A 17651-nucleotide genomic window follows, 5' to 3' on the forward strand; every position below is an offset into this window, starting at 1 on the left:
ACAGATCCTTTGCCGTTGGCTCAGGATGACAACTTAGCCAATTGTGTCGTTTGCTTAATAAGATTTTCTTTGGTTTTTCCTGTGAATCCGTTCTCGGCTACTGATAATGTTTATTCATCCATAGCGATAAGCTGAGCAGAGGCCATAGCGCCCATGAAAGATCGCTCCCACCATTGAGGTGAAGATCATACAGCCGTCGAAGAGCTTGCTTGTTTACTTCCAACCCCAACATTTCATCTCGTTTTAGTAGACTTTCCTCAACCATTTCCCGGAGAGAAGTACGTAACCATGCTCCCATAGGTACCTCAAAACCCCGCTTTCCTTGAGTCTGTTGTTTAGTATATTTGGATAAGACCTGACGTAAAACCATCTTCCCCATTTTTTGCTCCACATCAAGGCACTGGTGCCAGTCAGTTTGTGCCGCTATTTCAATAACTTCCTTATCCAGGAGCGGTACCCGAACTTCTAAGGAATGAAACATACTTGCCCGATCCACTTTCATCAACACATAGGGCAAATGACATTCAAATTCAGCAATTCGGGAATATTGTGCTGCACGATCTGGATCGCAACTATGGTATTCAAAGGCTTTATAGGCATTTGGCCAAACTGGCAATGAAGGAAAAATTTGGTTCAACCATTTTTCAGAGAGATGGGTGAGCATAAGACGATGATAGCTTCCGAGAGAGCGTTGATTAAGGTGATTATAATTTCCATATTGGAGAACTCTCTTCAATCCCCGCCATACCCAACGCCACCAGAATGGGTACCGAAAATCACCTGCATTCTTGACCAAAGAACCAAATCGGCCCGTATAGCCCCAAAACAATTCATCACCGCCATCACCGGAAAGCATAACCTTGTAATTTTGACTGGCCAGGCGGGATACCATCATGGTGGGGAATATTGAATAATCTCCAAACGGCTCTCCACAGCTTTCTATCACATCATCCAAGAAATCAAGCGCTTTGGCAGGATCCATACATTCAATCCTATGTTTAACCCCAAACTCTTTCGCATAGGCCACGGCATCCTGTGTTTCATCTGTGGCTTTTTCACCGGTTCCGATTGTAAAAACCTCAATGGGCCCTGCACTCACCGATCTCATTTTTGCTACGACCAGCGGTGAGTCAATACCACCGGAAAGGAATGCTCCGACGGGAACATCACTGATCAGATGCCGTTTCACAGCTGCTGTGATCGTCAAATCCACCGCTTCCAGAGCCTCCTGGCCTTTCAATTTCGGGGAATGGTATTGCGGAAATGTAAAGTATTGTCCCTTTTCTACCTGTCCATCGGCCGTAAATTTGACCCAGGAACCAGGCTCAAGCATATTGGAATCCTGCATCAGGGCAAAAGGCGCAGGAATATAGGCCAAACGCAAATAGAGACCAAGTGCTTCGGGGGAGACCTCAAGATTATGGCTCAAGGGATGTGCCAAAATTTGATTATATTGTGACCCAAAGACCATTCCTTCCGACTTCTTTAAATAATATAGCGGTTTCATGCCAGCATGGTCCCGAGCCAACAGCAATCGCTTTTCCACGGAATCAAAAAACCCCAAGGCAAACATCCCGTTAAAACGATCCAATGCGGTAACTCCCCATTCTATTAGGGCATACAGCACAACTTCGGTGTCACTTGTTGACCGGAATCGTACTCCACGGCCTTCTAAATCCTTTCGTAAGTGCTGGAAATTATATATCTCCCCATTAAAGACCAACGTATAGCGACCATTTTGAACGGTCATAGGTTGATGAGCATTCATACTTAAATCAATGATAGCCAAACGGCGGAAAACCAATGTACACGTCCTATGATCGGTCCAGATTCCTTGGTCATTGGGTCCCCGACGTGCCATCAATGCACTAATCTTTTCCCAATCAGCCGCCGGCACCACCGCCTGATTGAATCGCAATTCTCCAGCTATTCCACACATGTCCTACCCTCTTTTGTCGGGAAACAAGAACTTCAAGATGAATGTTGGCGGTGTCATAAATTTAAATTACCTTGGATTTTTGGAATGTCTTTCGTTCTCATTGCCACACAAATCTTCGTAAAGGGAAAAAGCCTTAATATATTCTTGGATATAATGCATCATATTCAGGTTTTTATCTGTCATTTCACGATCTACTAACCTACAGATCATCTCAAGATAAAAAATCCATCGATAGCCTTTCTCACAAGTCTTTAGGCTATTTGAAACCTCCGGAGCGTTTTCGGCTAATCCTGAAATGAACATCGGCAATGCTGTATTTATTTCTGAAACCAACTCGGTCACTGGCACTTCCCGACAAGCCGGTCGATAGAAAAAATAACTATAAAAATCAAATAATGCACTCCGATATCCAGCACCTTCCCAATCAATTATTTTCAATCCGTATCGCGTATTGAGCATATTGGCTGGGACAAAATCTCCATGGGCAAACACCAAAAATATTGGATAATCTCCTTCCGTCCGCAGTCGATGAACCATGGAATCCATAAATGATAAAATTTTGGGGTACTCTCCTCCTGGGGACGCCTGCCTTGGCGAAATTTTGAAACTTAATGCCTTGGTCATATCAAAAGCATGTTCTATAGCATTTTTGGTTAACGGCTTCTGAAACAGCGTTAAACTTGTCAAATGCTGAAGAATCTCGTTGGAAAACTTTTCTATTAACGCTCCTGAATCCAAAGGCTTATAAGAGGAATCCAAAGATCCATTTACATATTCTTCTTCATACCATCTTCCCTCAATACTCCACTTTTTTATGGAAGAAGCAAATTCGATACGGGACACCACCTTCAATATGTCAATTTCATCGCGAATAGCGGCAGAGTTTACATGGCGATCGAATACTTTGATCGCCACCCCTCTATGAAAATCGAATATTTTGTAACCCTTATGGATCCGCACACATATTTGACCATAGCACGGCAATTCAACAACCTCTTGTCTGCTAAACACTTGGAACTTATAACCTAAAAAATGACTAAGACATCTGATATTTCTTTTCACAAAGCCTAGATAACTCTGCAACTGCTTTACAAACAACCTGCCACGAGAAGTCTTTGAGTCAAACCTTACAATAGGTGTTAATGAATCTTTTATGAAAAACAACATCCAAGCAAAAACAAGAATGCTTTGCTGCAAACAAACAAATCGTTTCTTCTCACCCGGCAGCTTTAAATATTGAAAGACTACTGACCGATGAGAACTCATCTCTTCGTTATCCGAATCTTTTTTATTTGAGATCGGTAAAATCAAGGGGGTGCTTCAGCCATATCACCATGCTGTGATTCAGGCTTGAAATGCTATAAATTCCAGTATTATCTGGAATGAGTTGAAGGGCAAGTTACGTAGTGAAATATTGAAAAAAAAGGGCGAATCCTCTGGAGAAAAGTGAAATGCAATATAACTCAGTCTACACTTCGGTCTTTTCTGCGTGTGCTTCTTTTGGAATAAATTGCGTTTCCCACTTTAAAAGAGGCCTGACCACCCCCGGAAGATGCCCATGGGAATCACCGCGAGCCCCATTCTCACTCATGTCTTTTTCAATGACATGAAATACTACGGCATCCTGCACCCCCAATCGTTTAACTTCCGGACATTTGGTACCTATAGAAGGTCCAATGAAATATCTTCCCTCTGCAAGCAAATTTCCAGGGATCACGGAGGTACTCACGTAGCGCCCGACCTTGCGATGCTTCTTTAACCAGGCAGGATCATTATCGATGGATACAAAGGCTTCAACTCCCTCCTCATGAAAGACATGATAATAAACTCGGAATTCATATCCGGGCTGAAGAACTTGGTACTCGATCTCAATTCGAATAGGTTGACTGATATCTAAAGTGTCCGACACATATCCATCATTCCCTCTTACCCTAACCGCGCATAATCGAACGACATCATCCCCAGGGGCATCTCCCAAATCAACCCATTTGTATTCGGCCCGGGCACCTGTTTCGGAATTCAAGTAACGGCTCAACACCTCATGAGTCGGTCCATCAAATTGGAATCTCCCCCCATTCAATAAAATGGCCCTTTCACACAATCGACTGACTGCCGCCATGTTGTGCGAAACAAAAAGCACTGTCCGGCCATGCTGGCCGACATCTTGCATTTTGTCGAGACATTTCTTTTGAAACGCCGCGTCACCCACTGCCAGAACCTCATCCACAATCAAAATATCCGGCTCCAGATGAGCAGCAACGGCAAAGGCCAATCTCACCTTCATCCCACTTGAGTAACGTTTTACGGGAGTGTCGATAAATTTTTCTACTCCTGAAAAATCTACAATTTCGTCAAATTTGCGGTCAATTTCTTTTTTCCTCATACCAAGAATTGTCCCGTTCAGAAAAACGTTTTCTCGCCCAGTGAGTTCAGGATGAAACCCGGTTCCTACTTCTAGAAGGCAAGAAATCCTTCCACGAACCGTAGCACGTCCGCTTGTTGGAACGGTAATTTTAGAAAGGATTTTAAGGAGTGTGGACTTTCCGGCCCCATTGCCCCCGATAATGCCCACTACTTCCCCCTCTTTCACCTCAAAGGAAATATCTCGCACTGCCCAAATAACATCGGGTTGATTTCCAATAAGTTCCGGACTTTTATTATCAAATTGGTAAAGTCCGCGATAATTTCGGTAGTTTTGAAGAGGGCTTTTCAGGAAATGATAGATTGATACCCCAAGGCTATCATGCATAGTTTCCTTTAAGCCAATACGGTAACACTTACTGATATTTTCCACTTTTAAAGCTAAATCATTTTTCATTGTGCGTTCCCTAGGAATCGGTCTTCCACTTAAATAACATCTACAAAAATTCGCTCCATCCGTTTAAAATACAACATTCCACTTATGACCAAAATGGCAGCAGTCAGTATTCCAGGCAAAATATATACCCAGGGGATTGGAGTCCCAAGAAAACAGGCCCTAAACCCCTCTATGACTCCAACGATGGGATTCAGAGAATAGATCAAACGATATCCTTCTGATATAGAAGATGCCGAATAGACGATAGGGGCAGTGTACATCAGCATTTGAATAATAAACGGCATCACCTGTTTGACATCACGAAACCGAATGGCCAGAGAGGATAACCATGTCCCTATACCCAATGGTATGGAGATCATGAGAAGAAAAACAACGGGGAATAACAGGAGATTCCATGTGGGAGAAACACGATAATACAGCATGATACCCAATATAATTACCATGGATATTCCGAAATCAACCAGCTTAGACAGAACAGGAGTAATGGGAAACATTAATCGAGGAAAATAAATCTTCCCTAAGATATTCGATCCCTGAATCAGGCTTTGACTAGACTGCGAAATTGCCTGTGAGATATAGGCCCAAGGAATAATCGCGATGCTGGAAAAGAGAACATACGGAACTCCATCAGTCGGTATCTTGGCCACTTTCCCAAAAATAATGGTGAAGATAACAATCTGGATAAGTGGATTGAGTATGGCCCATAGAAATCCCAAAATGGTTTGGGCATATATGGATTTAATGTCACGCCATACAAGAAAGTAAAACAGATCTCGAAACTCCTTCAGCTCTTTAAAATCAATAATCTGCCAACCGGAGGTTGGCTGAATGACGGTCAAAGAATCTCCTTTTGAAGTTTCCCCACATTTATGGCTCATGATTTTGTTCATAAATAACGCTCCTTCATCCCCTTTCTTCGCCATACAATGAAACAGAAGAAACAGAACATTCGAGTAAGGAAAATGACCTCTTACACATGCTGTCCTTCCTGATGCCCCAAAAAAATTCCCCTTCACTTCCTTTAAGCGGGAAACGCACCAGGTATCCTGCTACTAGGCCAGCATTTTCCATCAACCGCTGCAATCCACTTCCCATTTGAAAAATGAGGGTCAACATGATGCATGCCATACGCATTCCATCCTTCTCCAGACGGCATAACGACAGCCTTTTCGGACACGATTGTTTCTTTATAGGCTGTTTTAGATAGTTCTACTATTTCAAATGCAAATACCTGAATCCCGTATCGTGGCTCCGTATCTTGGGCAAATCTGTATGGATGTCCATTATAAATCAAGACCCTCCCACCAGGCCTGGAAATATGCTTGTTTAATTTCACAACCGGATTCATCGGATGAGGCTGCCAATTACCCGTCAACTCGTCCGAAAAGTACAAGTTTAAGGCGTCATTTAAAGGATTGGAATAAAACAACCACCAGGCATTGTTATATCGGAAAATAGAGGGATCCACATAATGTTCTCCATGAAAAATACGTTTGACGAATTGCCATTCAGCAGGAAAAGAACTGGACCGGTACAATCTAATGGAGAGATCTTCGTGGCTCTCGGGAATTAAATAATACTGTTCTTCCCATCGAAAGACGTAAGGATAGGACAAGTGGAACGGTTCATGAATAATAATTTTCTTGTAATCCCATTTCTTCCCATCTTCGCTTTCGGCATAGGCAATATCTCCCTGAGCAGTGGCTCGATTCCACACTTCGAAAAACATGTAAAACTGACTGTTCTCGACGATCATAAATGGATCGGCAAGATAGGTGGCATCTATATCCGTCACGACCTTGCCGCTCAGCACAGGATTAGAAATGTGGTCCGGTTCATGTAATTCGAATGGAGACCCTCCCACATAAATTCCAATCGACCAGGGACCATAGTGCACCTTGGTCTCACTTTTAGATAAGTACTTCTTTGCTCTTTTTAAAAAGTTAAAAGGAAAAAAATGATATTTCTGAAAGGCTATGCCATATATGACGCCTATGATAAATATGGCAATCACTACAATAGACAAAACGGCATCCATTTCTACACCATTACCGGGTCAAATGTTTTTTAAAAAGTGCATAAGGTTCAGGGTGTTAAATGGATTATCCATGGGAAATATGCAGTAAAAATCGAGAATATTAGCAATCAGCGGCAACTTCTTCAGGATTGATTGATTAGCCGACCCTGTATAGGAGAACCTTTAGCATTCGCTCCAAATTCTTATCTGATTATTATTCGCCACCTTTATTTTTTAACCGCCCGAACCGTGATGATCAGTGGAATATAATCATCGCTTACATCAAGTTCCCGGTTTGATAATTCTTCATAGGCCATTCCAGTCAAAAAAGCTATGGCGGCCAGAACATTTCCATGGGACCGGACCATTATATTATTTTGACCAAATACCTCACCAAATAGCGCCGAACAACCAGGGAGCGTGAATCGCCAGTAATCAGCCTTTGGCGTGCAGTATCTGCTCACTACCGGCACAGTGACAAGAAGCACGCCGCCTGGACGTAGGATGCGGTGGGCGTGCGAAACAGCCGAATGCACATCATATATGTACATAAGCGTCTGGGTAAGGATAAAGCAATCAAAGGTATTTGATGGAATTGAATCAGCTGCTGAAAGATCTGCAATGATCGAGGCTCTTGGATTTGCTGGATCAATGTCAAGTATTTCACGCCGGTCGACAGCAGTCCCATATCGATCAATGTAACGGCTGTCTTTAACCTCAAGTACATAACCATGAATGTCTAATTGATGCTCCTCAAGAAATCGCTCGATGTAATAGCGATCAACCGGCGTGCCCCGGTCAATGCCAAAATGACTGCTCAAAGGTCTGGTTCGTCGCAGCGTGCCCATCCATGCTGGGCGGGAGAGACGCCGAAGACGTTGAGACCATTTTTTCCGACGTTCGGGAGGAATTCTTTCCCGCAGGTTTTCCCAGAAGTCCATTACTGGACGGGAGAGACGTCGGAGGCGCTTCCGGTGTTCGGGAGGAATTCTTTCTCGAAGCTTTTTCAGTAAATACATTTGCAATTAACGCCTACGGCCCGTTCGTGGATCATCCAAGCTGACAGGTATGGAAGATAAATTCCGGCGCTTCGCTTATCATCTTCGCGTCAACTGGCCGAAGGGAGGGTAGGCCTAGGACTCTTGCGAAGACAGATCATACCACATCCTGCGCAAAGTACCATAAAAAATCCTCAACTTTGGGTCATTCTTGAAGTATTCTTGCGGCATTCCCCAATCTCCTCACTTCAGACGAACAGGTGAGGTTTGCCCCGATACGGGCCAAAAGTCTGCCGGAACCGCACGACTAGATGTTCCACATCAGAACATCAAGATCGGCAATAAACAATTCGTCAAGAGGCTTTACTGATGCGATTCGATTGCAACTCAATCCTCCGGACCAGTCCTCGGGTCTCTCGGTCTTCAACAGGCAGGGAATTTCAACACAATATATTTTTTATATCGCCAGCCGGTTTTGTAATCTTTTTCATCCCTGCTCTTGTTAATTTTATTCTCAAAAATTCATTTTGATATATCCAGAGTGCAGCCTATATAGATAACCTTCGCTCAAAGTTAGAGACCACCACAAGGCCAACTCCCCCTTTATTACTGTCTAAAACCTGTACTTTCTAAATTAACCACCAAGCTCCTGCCGATAACACAATTATCGATGCACCTTTTTTGCCCAAGATGTTTTGCAAAGGATGGAGTTGTCCACATATCCATCAACCGTTACCAATCCTTGACCACTTAGGAAATGCGGGGCAACATATTGCATGCCATACGCATTCCATCCTTCTCCCGATATCGTGACGACAGGCTACTCTGGAACTACTTTTTCCTAACAAGTGATTTTCGATATTTCTTATATTTGGAAGGCGAAGAGCCGGAATGCCTTAATCAGACTCAGTACTATAGGTAAACCGATATATCCGCCCCTTATGAACGAGAACCCTTCCGCTCAGCGGCAGGAACTCACCCCCCAGAAGCTCCCAGGCTATTTAACCCAAGACCCAAACCCCTTAATTACTTTTGATAATCCGTCATGATTTTTTCTACTATTTTTCTGTATTGATTGTGGAAATTTTCCACCGTGTGGTTCGCTCTGGCAAACTCCCACGCTTTACGGGACCTCATTTTGAGTTCTTGGGTTGAAGCGGTTGCCATTTGCCGCACAGCCTTCTGGATAGCCTCAACTGAACAATCATCCAGCACAATACCTGCTTCCTTTCCTATATCCACACCTGATTCGTAACTGATGATAGGAATAAGGCCCGCATGCATACACGTTAATACGGAGCCAGCATTCGTTTCAGAACAGGATGGATAAACTAGGCCGAGACAGCGATTGGCCAACTTCGTAAATTCAGTGGATTCAACATCAATCCATCCGTGTGTATGAATATTGGGGGTACGATACAATTCAAGAAAATAGGCCTGTTCAAAATCCTTTTCTCTCGCAACCGGGCCACAAACCGTCAAATGATATTCCGGCATCCCTGCGAATGCTTCTAAGACCAAATCTAGACCTTTGTGCACCATTCCCTCACTCCCCAACCACAAAAATCGGAATCGACAGGCTTCAAAATCCTTTAATTCAGACCAAGGATACCTATAGGGAACCGCATTCGGAACCAGATACATTGGCTTATTCGCATATTTGAAATTTGTCATACCAAATGCACAATGAACGACCACACAATCAGCAAATTCTATGGCCATGGCATACTTCGGGTCCATAAATCTTCTGGAACGCAAGGTCACATGCCTTCGCTCTTGCATAGCCATTAAGCGTTTCGTTTCGGCATAATTGTTGAAATAGGGATGAGCAGTGGTCGCATGCAATATTTTCACACAATCCTTATTCAGGACGTTCGCAATTCTTTCAAAATTCATCCGGGTATCGATGAAAAATGAATAATCCTTTTTCGGTAAAAATGTCCGATTCGTATTAGCAATAATATCAACAGCAAAACCGAAATCAACAAAAATTCTCGCCATCACAACGGACAATTGGCAGCTATAATGATAATAAGGATTTGGTTGCCCCGGTTCGATTAGAAATCGTTCAGTTCTATAGGAGAGAAGTACGTTCCCCCGTAGAGCTCCCTTTGGCATAAGAGAAACGACCTTTTCTGTGGGGGAAGGGGTCATGTGGAATATTTTATTAAATTTTTCATAGCATTTCTGAAAAATATCCAGAGCCTTTCTTGCATTCCTTCCTAACATTGGCCTTCACCTATCTCTGGAATTTGAAACATGCAAAACCCGTTAGGAAAGCATGATCGACTCATTGTTCAATAATGGATGCCTATTGGCCTATAGATTGACTACTCATAGATCCAAGGTACTTCGCTTTATACCATTCCACCGTTTGACGCAGCCCGGATTCAAGGGAAACCTTTGGCTTCCACCCCAGCTTTTCATAGGTCATTCCTATCTCAGCTTTTCGTGCTGGCTCCAAGACCCGATCGGGCAATACCCCAAATAATGGTTCTACATTACCCCCCACAATCTTGACCAATTTCTCTACCAATTCACGAACAGTCACGAGGGTTCCCATACCTAAATCAAGGGTACTCCCCTCTATTTGTGGCATCCGAGCTGCAGCAATAAATCCGTCGATGACGTCATCGATAAAAATCCAATCGGCGTTCCATTGTCCACTAGAAAGCTTTGGAGATTCCTCTTTCAGGAGAGAGAGTACAACAGAGGGAATGAGCTTCCGTGAATCTTGTCCTGGGCCATAGGTCATAAATGTTCGGACAATCACCAAAGGAGTCCCATAGAGTGCATGAAACATGCGTCCATAGGCACTCCCCGCCCACTTGGCCGCCGCATATGGCGAACTCGGAATCATCTCGGGATCATCGGATTGTGGCTCATTCAGTGACCCTGCCAATACGACCCGCTGACAACCAGCTTCGGTCGCAACCGTGAGCAGATTGACCGTGCTTGTGAGCAGACTGTGGAATGTCGGCAAGACGAATTCCACAGTTTGAATAGCGGAAGCCAACCCAGACATATGGAAAATAATATCGGGTTGGATGTTCTTGAGCAGACGGCGCACCGCTCCCAGATCCTCCAAATTTGTTTGCCACCAGAGAGGTCCACCCTTGAGATTTTGGCGTTGAGTACGGGAAGTCGCATGCACTTCCCCACTAATCGGGCATAATCGCTGAAACAAATGTGTCCCCAAAAACCCGCTTCCACCAGTTATCAGAACTTTGACATCTGACAAGGACTTTATAATTGTCATTGTGAAGAGCGCCTCTCTCGCCCTTGTGCACTAGAATTATGCGAGAAATTTTTAAAAAGTTGATCACCAAAGTGAGGTCGTATAGTTCGGAGGGAATACTCAACGGCCACAAGAAAGCAATCACTCAGCACCATTCCAGGAAAACTCCCCTCAAGAGCCCAACACACAATCCTTTGTCTTTAATCCTGAAAATGAACTGGCCATCATGATTTGGCAGCTTAAAGGAATCTATGGGATTAGATAGAGTAAGTCTGTAGGAAGTGAAATATTGAAAAATTCCCTTTAGTTCTTTGAATGTGACATTCAAGACCACAGGATAAGGGAGGAGGACAATTTCCATCCAGTAATAAGGAATACGGGAAAAGTTAGGTCACCTGGCATCCAAACTTTTCCACAGATTTCATCAGGTTATCTGCCGTACCAATATCGATATATTTCCCATCAGGGAACACAACACCATACGTCTGCAAACCCTTTTTGATTGCCGCTTGTATCACGGCTCCAACGGTCAGATCCTCTGTTTCCAGTTTATCGGCTTTTGCAGTTTTGAAATCATCTTTTCTTCGAAAGTCCTGCAGGTAATCATGCATAAACTGGGTAAATGCCGGTGTCCACACTCCGCCTAACCAACAGAGCTCCAAGTCAGTTTTATCCGGCTTTAAAAACATTGCGTGAATTTTCCCGTTTTCATCCATCTCCACCATGTCCATAAGCTGGGGCTTATGTGCTGGGAAAACGGCAAGGACCACATCGGCTTGCGTGCGTTCTTGCTGCTTGAGTAATGGACTAAACACATTTTCCGAGCTGATCATAATATCTGGAAATCCAAACGCGACCAACTTATCATGAACAAACGGATAAGCTTGGTCTAGGGTAAATGGCGGTCCCAAGGCCTCTCCCATGATCAAATACCCAAGATGCATGTTGACAAATTCCCCATGACCAAAATAAGCAGGAATATCCCATTTGCCCTTCCGAAGAATAATAAACGTTTTTGTAATTCCTGCTAATTGAAACTTTTCCAATAAATATTGCCCAACGGCCTTTGGTCGAGGCTGAGGAATTCCCTCCATGAGTTGAAAACCAAGTGGGAACAACTCTTTACTGCAAGGCAACGGAGCAATTCTTTCGGCTTTTCCACCGGCGGGCATCAACCCAACAACCTCTCTTTCCATAGAATTCGCAGCAACTCCCAACAAAGAATCCATTAAAGGCTCGTCATTTCCTAATTGAATCAGTCAACAATTTCTTTCAACAACCCATGATCAAAGAGAATACCTGCTGCCTCAGAGATAATCCGAAAAGGCATGTTTGACCGTTCCGCGATTTCTAAAACGGAGTAATGGCCATCGGATAAATTTAGCACCCACAGCATTGCCATTTCTCGTTTGGCTCCTTCGGACTCCCCCCCAATTGCCCGATACAGCCCCCTTTTTCCTAGTTGTGGTTCACACTGCATGTTTTGACTGAGATAGGTTCTGTTCCGTTCAAGAAGGTTCAAGACCTCTAGGCAACAAGTCAATGACGCGTCAAGATATTCCGGTTGGACAAACGATAGATTGTCCCCAGAAGTGTGATATTCCGAATATTCTCCATGAGGGGTTCTCATGAAACAGCCAACAGGCAAATTGAACCCGGGAGAACAGTATTGCCTTTCATCATACCCATAGGGGAAAAAATCGATAATAGTATGCGCCTGCCCAGACGTTGTAAGAATATAGTTGAACGCCCGGTCAATCTCAGCACATCCTTGTCGACTTTTCTTGTAGGTCACCGGCCCAGAATCCCCCACTCCTGTTACCACTATGCCTGCCTTGATTTTGGATATTTGCTCTTGATGCAGCGCAAGCCAAGTGATAGACCCAATCGTTCCAGGGATAAAAAGAAACCGATAGGAGTACCGCAATGATGTCGAAGATAAAGCTTTGGCAAGAAACGTCGCAAGAGCAATTCCTGAGAGGTTGTCATTGCATAAAGATGGATGACAAATATGACAGGAAATTAAGATTTCTTGTTCTAATTCTCCTTTTATATAATATTCGCCGTAAGTTAAATGCCCCTCTGTTATTGTTGAATCGATGCACACCTCATATTCCTTTTCTGTCAGTCCCTTCAATTGTTGGTGACTCAGACAGAATCCCCAACTTTCCTTGTAATAGGACGTACGGTAGGGAATCCTTTCAGGGTCACCAGGCAAAGAATGCAAATGAGGCGTTAACTCCTCGAGAGTCATTGTGGCGTGAACCGGCTGGCTATAGCTGACAACATGCAAGTTTGATTTTTGAAAATCGACAACCCGCTCTCCCCTGGCGTTCTTTATATAGGCATCTTGGATATTCCACTCTTTAGGTACAATCCAATCAAAGACCTTGGTCCCGCTTGGAACTTCATGGCTTTCAACAGGAATATGCTTTCCAATGAGACGAAGCGTTTCTCGAACACCATCGCCGGTAATACTCCGACAAATGGGATACAGATCGGCAATGAGCCGATGCATCTCTTTCCCTAGCTGGATTGCAGTTTTGTCAGATATCTCTCGCATAATAATTCTAGCTTTTAGTCCTTTGTGAGGTTGAAGTCAGGATAACTCTGATCACGACCGGATATGATGCGATCATCCGTGGGCCATTGAATTCCAAATGAAGGATCATTCCACCTTACCCCTTTGGCAAATTCAGGAGCGTAAAACTCAGACATCTGGTAAAAAATTTCCGACTCATTTTGTAAAGTCTGAAACCCATGAGCAAACCCTTCTGGAATGTATAACATCCGGCGGTTTTCTTCGCTGAGGACAACTGCCACATGTTTCGTGAAAGTTGAAGAATATGGACGCAAGTCAATAATTACATCGTGAATCGCACCCTTAATACACCAGATGAGCTTGGCTTCTTGATGAGGAGCCGATTGATAATGCATTCCTCGAAGAACCCCTTTAATTTTATTAAACGATACATTGCACTGAACGGGTTGAAAGGAGATACCGTGTCGCTCAAATTCCCGCCGGCACCACGTTCGTGCAAAAAAGCCTCTGGAGTCTTCTACCTTTTCCGGATCAATAAGGAAGGCCCCCTTGAGTGGTGACTCCGTGAAAATCATGGATAGACCACGACTTCCGGAATAGGCACGACAAAGGCCCCACCCCAATCCCGAATAAATGCCATTTGCTCCATGATCTCATCTTTCAGATTCCAGGGTAGGATCAACAGGTAATCGGGTTTGGTTTTTTTAATTGCATCAGGTTCATCAATAGGTATATGGGTTCCAGGCAAAAATTTCCCCTGCTTATGAGGACTACGATCAACAGTATAATCAATGAAATCTGTTCTAATTCCACAATAATTCAATAGGGTATTTCCCTTTGCGGGTGCTCCATAAGCTACGATGGTTTTCCCTGCTTCCTTTGCAGAGATGAGAAATAACAAGAGTTGCCGTTTGACGTAGGTGACGCGACCCACAAATGACAAATAATGCGCCAACTGGGAAAATCCTTCTTTTTCTTCACGCTGCTGAAGTTCAATAACACGAGGTTGAATGGATTTGGTTGAGTCCTCCTCGTGGCCACAATAAATTCGGAGAGATCCACCATGAGTAGATAATTCTTCCACATCAAAGACTTTCAACCCATGTCTGGCGAAAATCTTTTGAACCGTATAAAAAGAAAAATAGGAAAAATGTTCATGATAAATGGTATCAAATTGGGTTTCTCCCATTAATCGCATCAGATGTGGGAATTCCATCGTGATGACCCCTGTGGGCTTTAACAAGACTTTCAGGCCTCGAACGAAATCATTCAAAGCTGGAACATGCGCCAGCACATTATTACCGATCAGTAAATCGGCCTGCGTCCCTTTGCCTGTAAGATCTTGGGCTAATTTTTCCCCAAAAAACTCGACAATGGTTGCAACACCCTTTTCTCTAGCCACCTCTGCCACATTTTTCGCAGGCTCGATGCCCAAAACGGGGATGCCATGGTCACGAAAATTTTTCAAAAGGTACCCGTCATTACTGGCTATTTCAATCACCTGGCTTCTGACATTTAAATCAAACCGCTTAATCACTTGTTCTGAATACTGCTGAGCATGTCTGAGCCAGGAATCTGAATAGCTTGAGAAATAGTCATAATCTGAAAAGATTTTATCCGGGCTGGAACATTCCTCAAGTTGAACTAACAGGCAGGCTTCACAGACATACACATGCAAGGGGAAAAACATCTCTACCGCATTCAATTGGGATTCGGTCAAATTGCTATTAGCGAGTGGTGACATCCCAAGATCCAAAAAGGTAACCCCCAATGGGGTGTCGCAAAACCGGCATACGTTTTTCTTCACAGCAAGACCTCTTTCATTTAAACGAATATTCGGATCAAGGTTGGTCTCTTGAGGAAAACTTCTTTTGAACGTCACACGGAAATTTTAACGAAACGACTTTTTAGGCTCTGGCTCTTAATGTAATGAATGGTGATGAAATTTTTAGGCCACAATCGAGTCTGCTTTTTCAGCAACCCAATCAAGATTTTCAGTAATCAGTTCCGCAGCTTTCAAACGTTTAAGCTGGTTCAACCGAATCAGCTCGGAATTCCGAAAGTCTTTATCATGAAAGTTTATGGCCGTCATTCCATCTTTTAATTCCACTATCGCAGCATGCAAATCAATGGAAGGCTGAAACTCTGGGGCCAACTTCATAAACCGCTCGAAGTTCACTTGATAGGACCTGCGATCAGGTTGCGCGCCTTCATTAATAGAAATTGTCGTCCCCGGAATAACCTGAGCCACCGCGTCCGCCAACTGCCTAACCTGGTAATTCCATTGATTGCTCCCGACATTGACCGAAAGAGCCTCACCGCCGTTCTGGCTTTTTCTTCTTCGAATGCCCCATTCAATAGCCTTAGCCATATCCTTAATATGAATAAGGGGGCGCCAAGGGGTCCCATCACTCAAGATGATAATTTCCCCATTGACTAAGGCACTTGCAACAAAGTCATTTAATACCAAATCCAGCCGAAGCCGCTCACTCATTCCACATGCAGTTGCAAAGCGAAGACATGTTACAACAAACCGCTCATCCGCTAAGCCGCTAAGATCTTTCTCCGCACCTAATTTTGATTTGGCGTAAGCCGTGAGCGGATTCAAGGGCGAATCTTCATCCCTGGCGCCTTCGGCGAAGCCATAGACGCTGCAAGACGATGCAAAAATAAAGGACTGTACACCTCTGGCTTTGGCTTTCACAGCGAGGGAATAGGCCGCATGGTGGTTCACTTTTGCTGTCACATCTTCAAATAAGGCGCCCATGGGATCATTCGAAATTGCCGCCAAATAGACAATCGCATCAATATCTTGAAGAACCTCATCAGGTGGATTGCGAACATCGGCGAAGTATTGAATATCGACCTGTGCCCTACTGACCATCTCAGGAGCAGTGAGACAATGCGCAAAAAATCCCATATCCAAGCCAATCAGTGTTGCACCCGAAAAACATTCCCTCAGCCGCTGAATGACCGCCGGGCCGACATAACCCAAATTACCTGTAATTAATATCTTCACGAGATCCCCCAATGTAGTTCAAAATATGACCTACCCCAATTTCGTCCAAATCTCATAGCCCTGACCACCAGAAGACCATCCATCTAATCGGTCCATATTTTCCATGGTGCATTTTGTGAATCCCAGAGTTCTTCCAAATAGTTTTTTTCTTTCAATGTATCCATGCACGACCAAAACCCATAATGTCGGTATCCCATCATTTGCCCATCTTTGGTCAGAGCTTCCAAAGGCTCCTTTTCCCAGGATGTTTCATCATCACGGATGTAATCAATGGCTTTACCATTTAGCACAAAAAATCCACCGTTTATCCACCCTTCCCCAGATTCAGGTTTTTCATGAAAGTTACAGATCCTATCTCCTTCAAAGCCGATTCGCCCAAACCGGGCAGGTGAACGTACGGTGGTTACGGTTGCCAATTTTCCATGTGAATGATGAAATTTAATCACGGATTCAATATCGAGGTCTGCCACACCATCGCCATACGTAAATAAAAAGGTTTCATCATCACCCAACCATTTTTTAAGGCGCTTGAGCCTTCCGCCTGTTTGCGTATGCATTCCAGTATCAACAAGATGAATTTTCCAGTTTGGCTGTTTGCCGTCATGTATCGTGGTTTTTCCATTCGCTAAATCAATTGTGAGATCATTATTGATAGCATAAAAGTTTAAAAAGTATTCTTTAATGACCTCAGCCTTGTACCCTAATGCCACGATGAACTCGGTGACATTATACGCGGCATACACTTTCATGATATGCCAAAGAATCGGTTTCCCTCCGATCTCTATCATGGGCTTTGGTTTTAAGGCCGTTTCCTCAGAAAATCGAGTTCCGAATCCACCAGCTAGAATAACAACTTTCATAATTCTGTCCCTTTTCTTTTTTTCTCATCAATAATACTACCCCAGCTTAGGACAACACATAAGTGCCAAAAAAAAACGGCCAACAAAAGAGCTCAGAAACTACCCATTCTGTATATCCCGCCCTCATTCTTTCGCTGCCATCGGACAGGAGGCTATCAAACAAATTTCAACACGTTCCCTTACACTTCGGTATGAGCTGTCTATATCAACTATAATTTAT

At 43.8% G+C, this 17651-nt stretch carries 14 protein-coding genes; all 14 read right to left on the reverse strand.

Going from position 1 to position 17651, the window contains the following annotated elements; all coding sequences use genetic code 11:
• Window positions 1-97: 97 nt before the first annotated feature.
• Window positions 98-1939, reverse strand: coding sequence for an asparagine synthase (glutamine-hydrolyzing) (gene asnB, locus PP769_RS19500; RefSeq protein WP_312643515.1), 1842 nt, complete (start codon window positions 1937-1939; stop codon window positions 98-100).
• 66 nt (window positions 1940-2005) lie between these two features.
• Window positions 2006-3250 (reverse strand): hypothetical protein, encoded by a 1245-nt coding sequence (locus PP769_RS19505; protein ID WP_312643519.1) that lies wholly within the window; start codon window positions 3248-3250, stop codon window positions 2006-2008.
• A gap of 157 nt (window positions 3251-3407) precedes the next feature.
• Window positions 3408-4757 carry an ABC transporter ATP-binding protein gene (locus PP769_RS19510; protein WP_312643521.1) on the reverse strand — a complete coding sequence of 450 codons (1350 nt, stop codon included), beginning with the start codon at window positions 4755-4757 and terminating at the stop codon, window positions 3408-3410.
• A gap of 29 nt (window positions 4758-4786) precedes the next feature.
• On the reverse strand, window positions 4787-5647 hold the full coding sequence (locus PP769_RS19515; RefSeq protein ID WP_312643523.1) for an ABC transporter permease: 861 nt from the start codon (window positions 5645-5647) through the stop codon (window positions 4787-4789).
• A gap of 131 nt (window positions 5648-5778) precedes the next feature.
• A complete protein-coding gene (locus tag PP769_RS19520) occupies window positions 5779-6654 on the reverse strand; it encodes a glucosamine inositolphosphorylceramide transferase family protein (protein ID WP_312643525.1) in 876 nt (291 codons plus the stop codon).
• A gap of 347 nt (window positions 6655-7001) precedes the next feature.
• Window positions 7002-7793 (reverse strand): class I SAM-dependent methyltransferase, encoded by a 792-nt coding sequence (locus PP769_RS19525; RefSeq protein ID WP_312643527.1) that lies wholly within the window; start codon window positions 7791-7793, stop codon window positions 7002-7004.
• 1005 nt (window positions 7794-8798) lie between these two features.
• Window positions 8799-9890, reverse strand: coding sequence for a glycosyltransferase (locus PP769_RS19530; protein ID WP_312643529.1), 1092 nt, complete (start codon window positions 9888-9890; stop codon window positions 8799-8801).
• Window positions 9891-10083: 193 nt separating this feature from the next.
• Window positions 10084-11031, reverse strand: coding sequence for an NAD-dependent epimerase/dehydratase family protein (locus PP769_RS19535; RefSeq protein ID WP_312643533.1), 948 nt, complete (start codon window positions 11029-11031; stop codon window positions 10084-10086).
• A gap of 365 nt (window positions 11032-11396) precedes the next feature.
• Window positions 11397-12206 carry a nucleotidyltransferase family protein gene (locus PP769_RS19540; RefSeq protein WP_312643535.1) on the reverse strand — a complete coding sequence of 270 codons (810 nt, stop codon included), beginning with the start codon at window positions 12204-12206 and terminating at the stop codon, window positions 11397-11399.
• A gap of 59 nt (window positions 12207-12265) precedes the next feature.
• Window positions 12266-13573 (reverse strand): DUF4910 domain-containing protein, encoded by a 1308-nt coding sequence (locus tag PP769_RS19545; RefSeq protein ID WP_312643537.1) that lies wholly within the window; start codon window positions 13571-13573, stop codon window positions 12266-12268.
• A 14-nt stretch (window positions 13574-13587) separates the two neighbouring features.
• Window positions 13588-14127, reverse strand: coding sequence for a dTDP-4-dehydrorhamnose 3,5-epimerase (gene rfbC, locus PP769_RS19550; protein WP_312643540.1), 540 nt, complete (start codon window positions 14125-14127; stop codon window positions 13588-13590).
• The gene (locus PP769_RS19555; RefSeq protein ID WP_312643543.1) at window positions 14124-15359 is read right to left on the reverse strand and encodes a methyltransferase domain-containing protein; all 1236 of its coding nucleotides are present in this window, start codon (window positions 15357-15359) and stop codon (window positions 14124-14126) included. Before PP769_RS19555 ends, rfbC begins: the two co-directional genes overlap by 4 nt.
• A gap of 141 nt (window positions 15360-15500) precedes the next feature.
• Window positions 15501-16571 (reverse strand): NAD-dependent epimerase/dehydratase family protein, encoded by a 1071-nt coding sequence (locus PP769_RS19560; RefSeq protein ID WP_312643545.1) that lies wholly within the window; start codon window positions 16569-16571, stop codon window positions 15501-15503.
• Between the two features lie 83 nt (window positions 16572-16654).
• Complete coding sequence (rfbF, locus tag PP769_RS19565) at window positions 16655-17431, reverse strand: glucose-1-phosphate cytidylyltransferase (RefSeq protein WP_312643548.1); 777 nt, start codon at window positions 17429-17431, stop codon at window positions 16655-16657.
• Window positions 17432-17651: the final 220 nt, after the last annotated feature.

This window comes from Candidatus Nitrospira allomarina (assembly GCF_032050975.1).
GTDB classification, from domain to species: Bacteria; Nitrospirota; Nitrospiria; order Nitrospirales; family UBA8639; genus Nitrospira_E; species Nitrospira_E allomarina.

Bases quoted from the DNA above. Each gene is read 5' to 3' on its own strand.
- asnB (WP_312643515.1), bottom strand. From the start codon at position 1,939: ATGTGTGGAATAGCTGGAGAATTGCGATTCAATCAGGCGGTGGTGCCG.
- PP769_RS19510 (WP_312643521.1), bottom strand. From the start codon at position 4,757: ATGAAAAATGATTTAGCTTTAAAAGTGGAAAATATCAGTAAGTGTTAC.
- PP769_RS19515 (WP_312643523.1), bottom strand. From the start codon at position 5,647: ATGAACAAAATCATGAGCCATAAATGTGGGGAAACTTCAAAAGGAGAT.
- PP769_RS19525 (WP_312643527.1), bottom strand. From the start codon at position 7,793: ATGTATTTACTGAAAAAGCTTCGAGAAAGAATTCCTCCCGAACACCGG.
- PP769_RS19530 (WP_312643529.1), bottom strand. From the start codon at position 9,890: ATGCCAAAGGGAGCTCTACGGGGGAACGTACTTCTCTCCTATAGAACT.
- PP769_RS19535 (WP_312643533.1), bottom strand. From the start codon at position 11,031: ATGACAATTATAAAGTCCTTGTCAGATGTCAAAGTTCTGATAACTGGT.
- PP769_RS19540 (WP_312643535.1), bottom strand. From the start codon at position 12,206: ATGGAAAGAGAGGTTGTTGGGTTGATGCCCGCCGGTGGAAAAGCCGAA.
- PP769_RS19545 (WP_312643537.1), bottom strand. From the start codon at position 13,573: ATGCGAGAGATATCTGACAAAACTGCAATCCAGCTAGGGAAAGAGATG.
- rfbC (WP_312643540.1), bottom strand. From the start codon at position 14,127: ATGATTTTCACGGAGTCACCACTCAAGGGGGCCTTCCTTATTGATCCG.
- rfbF (WP_312643548.1), bottom strand. From the start codon at position 17,431: ATGAAAGTTGTTATTCTAGCTGGTGGATTCGGAACTCGATTTTCTGAG.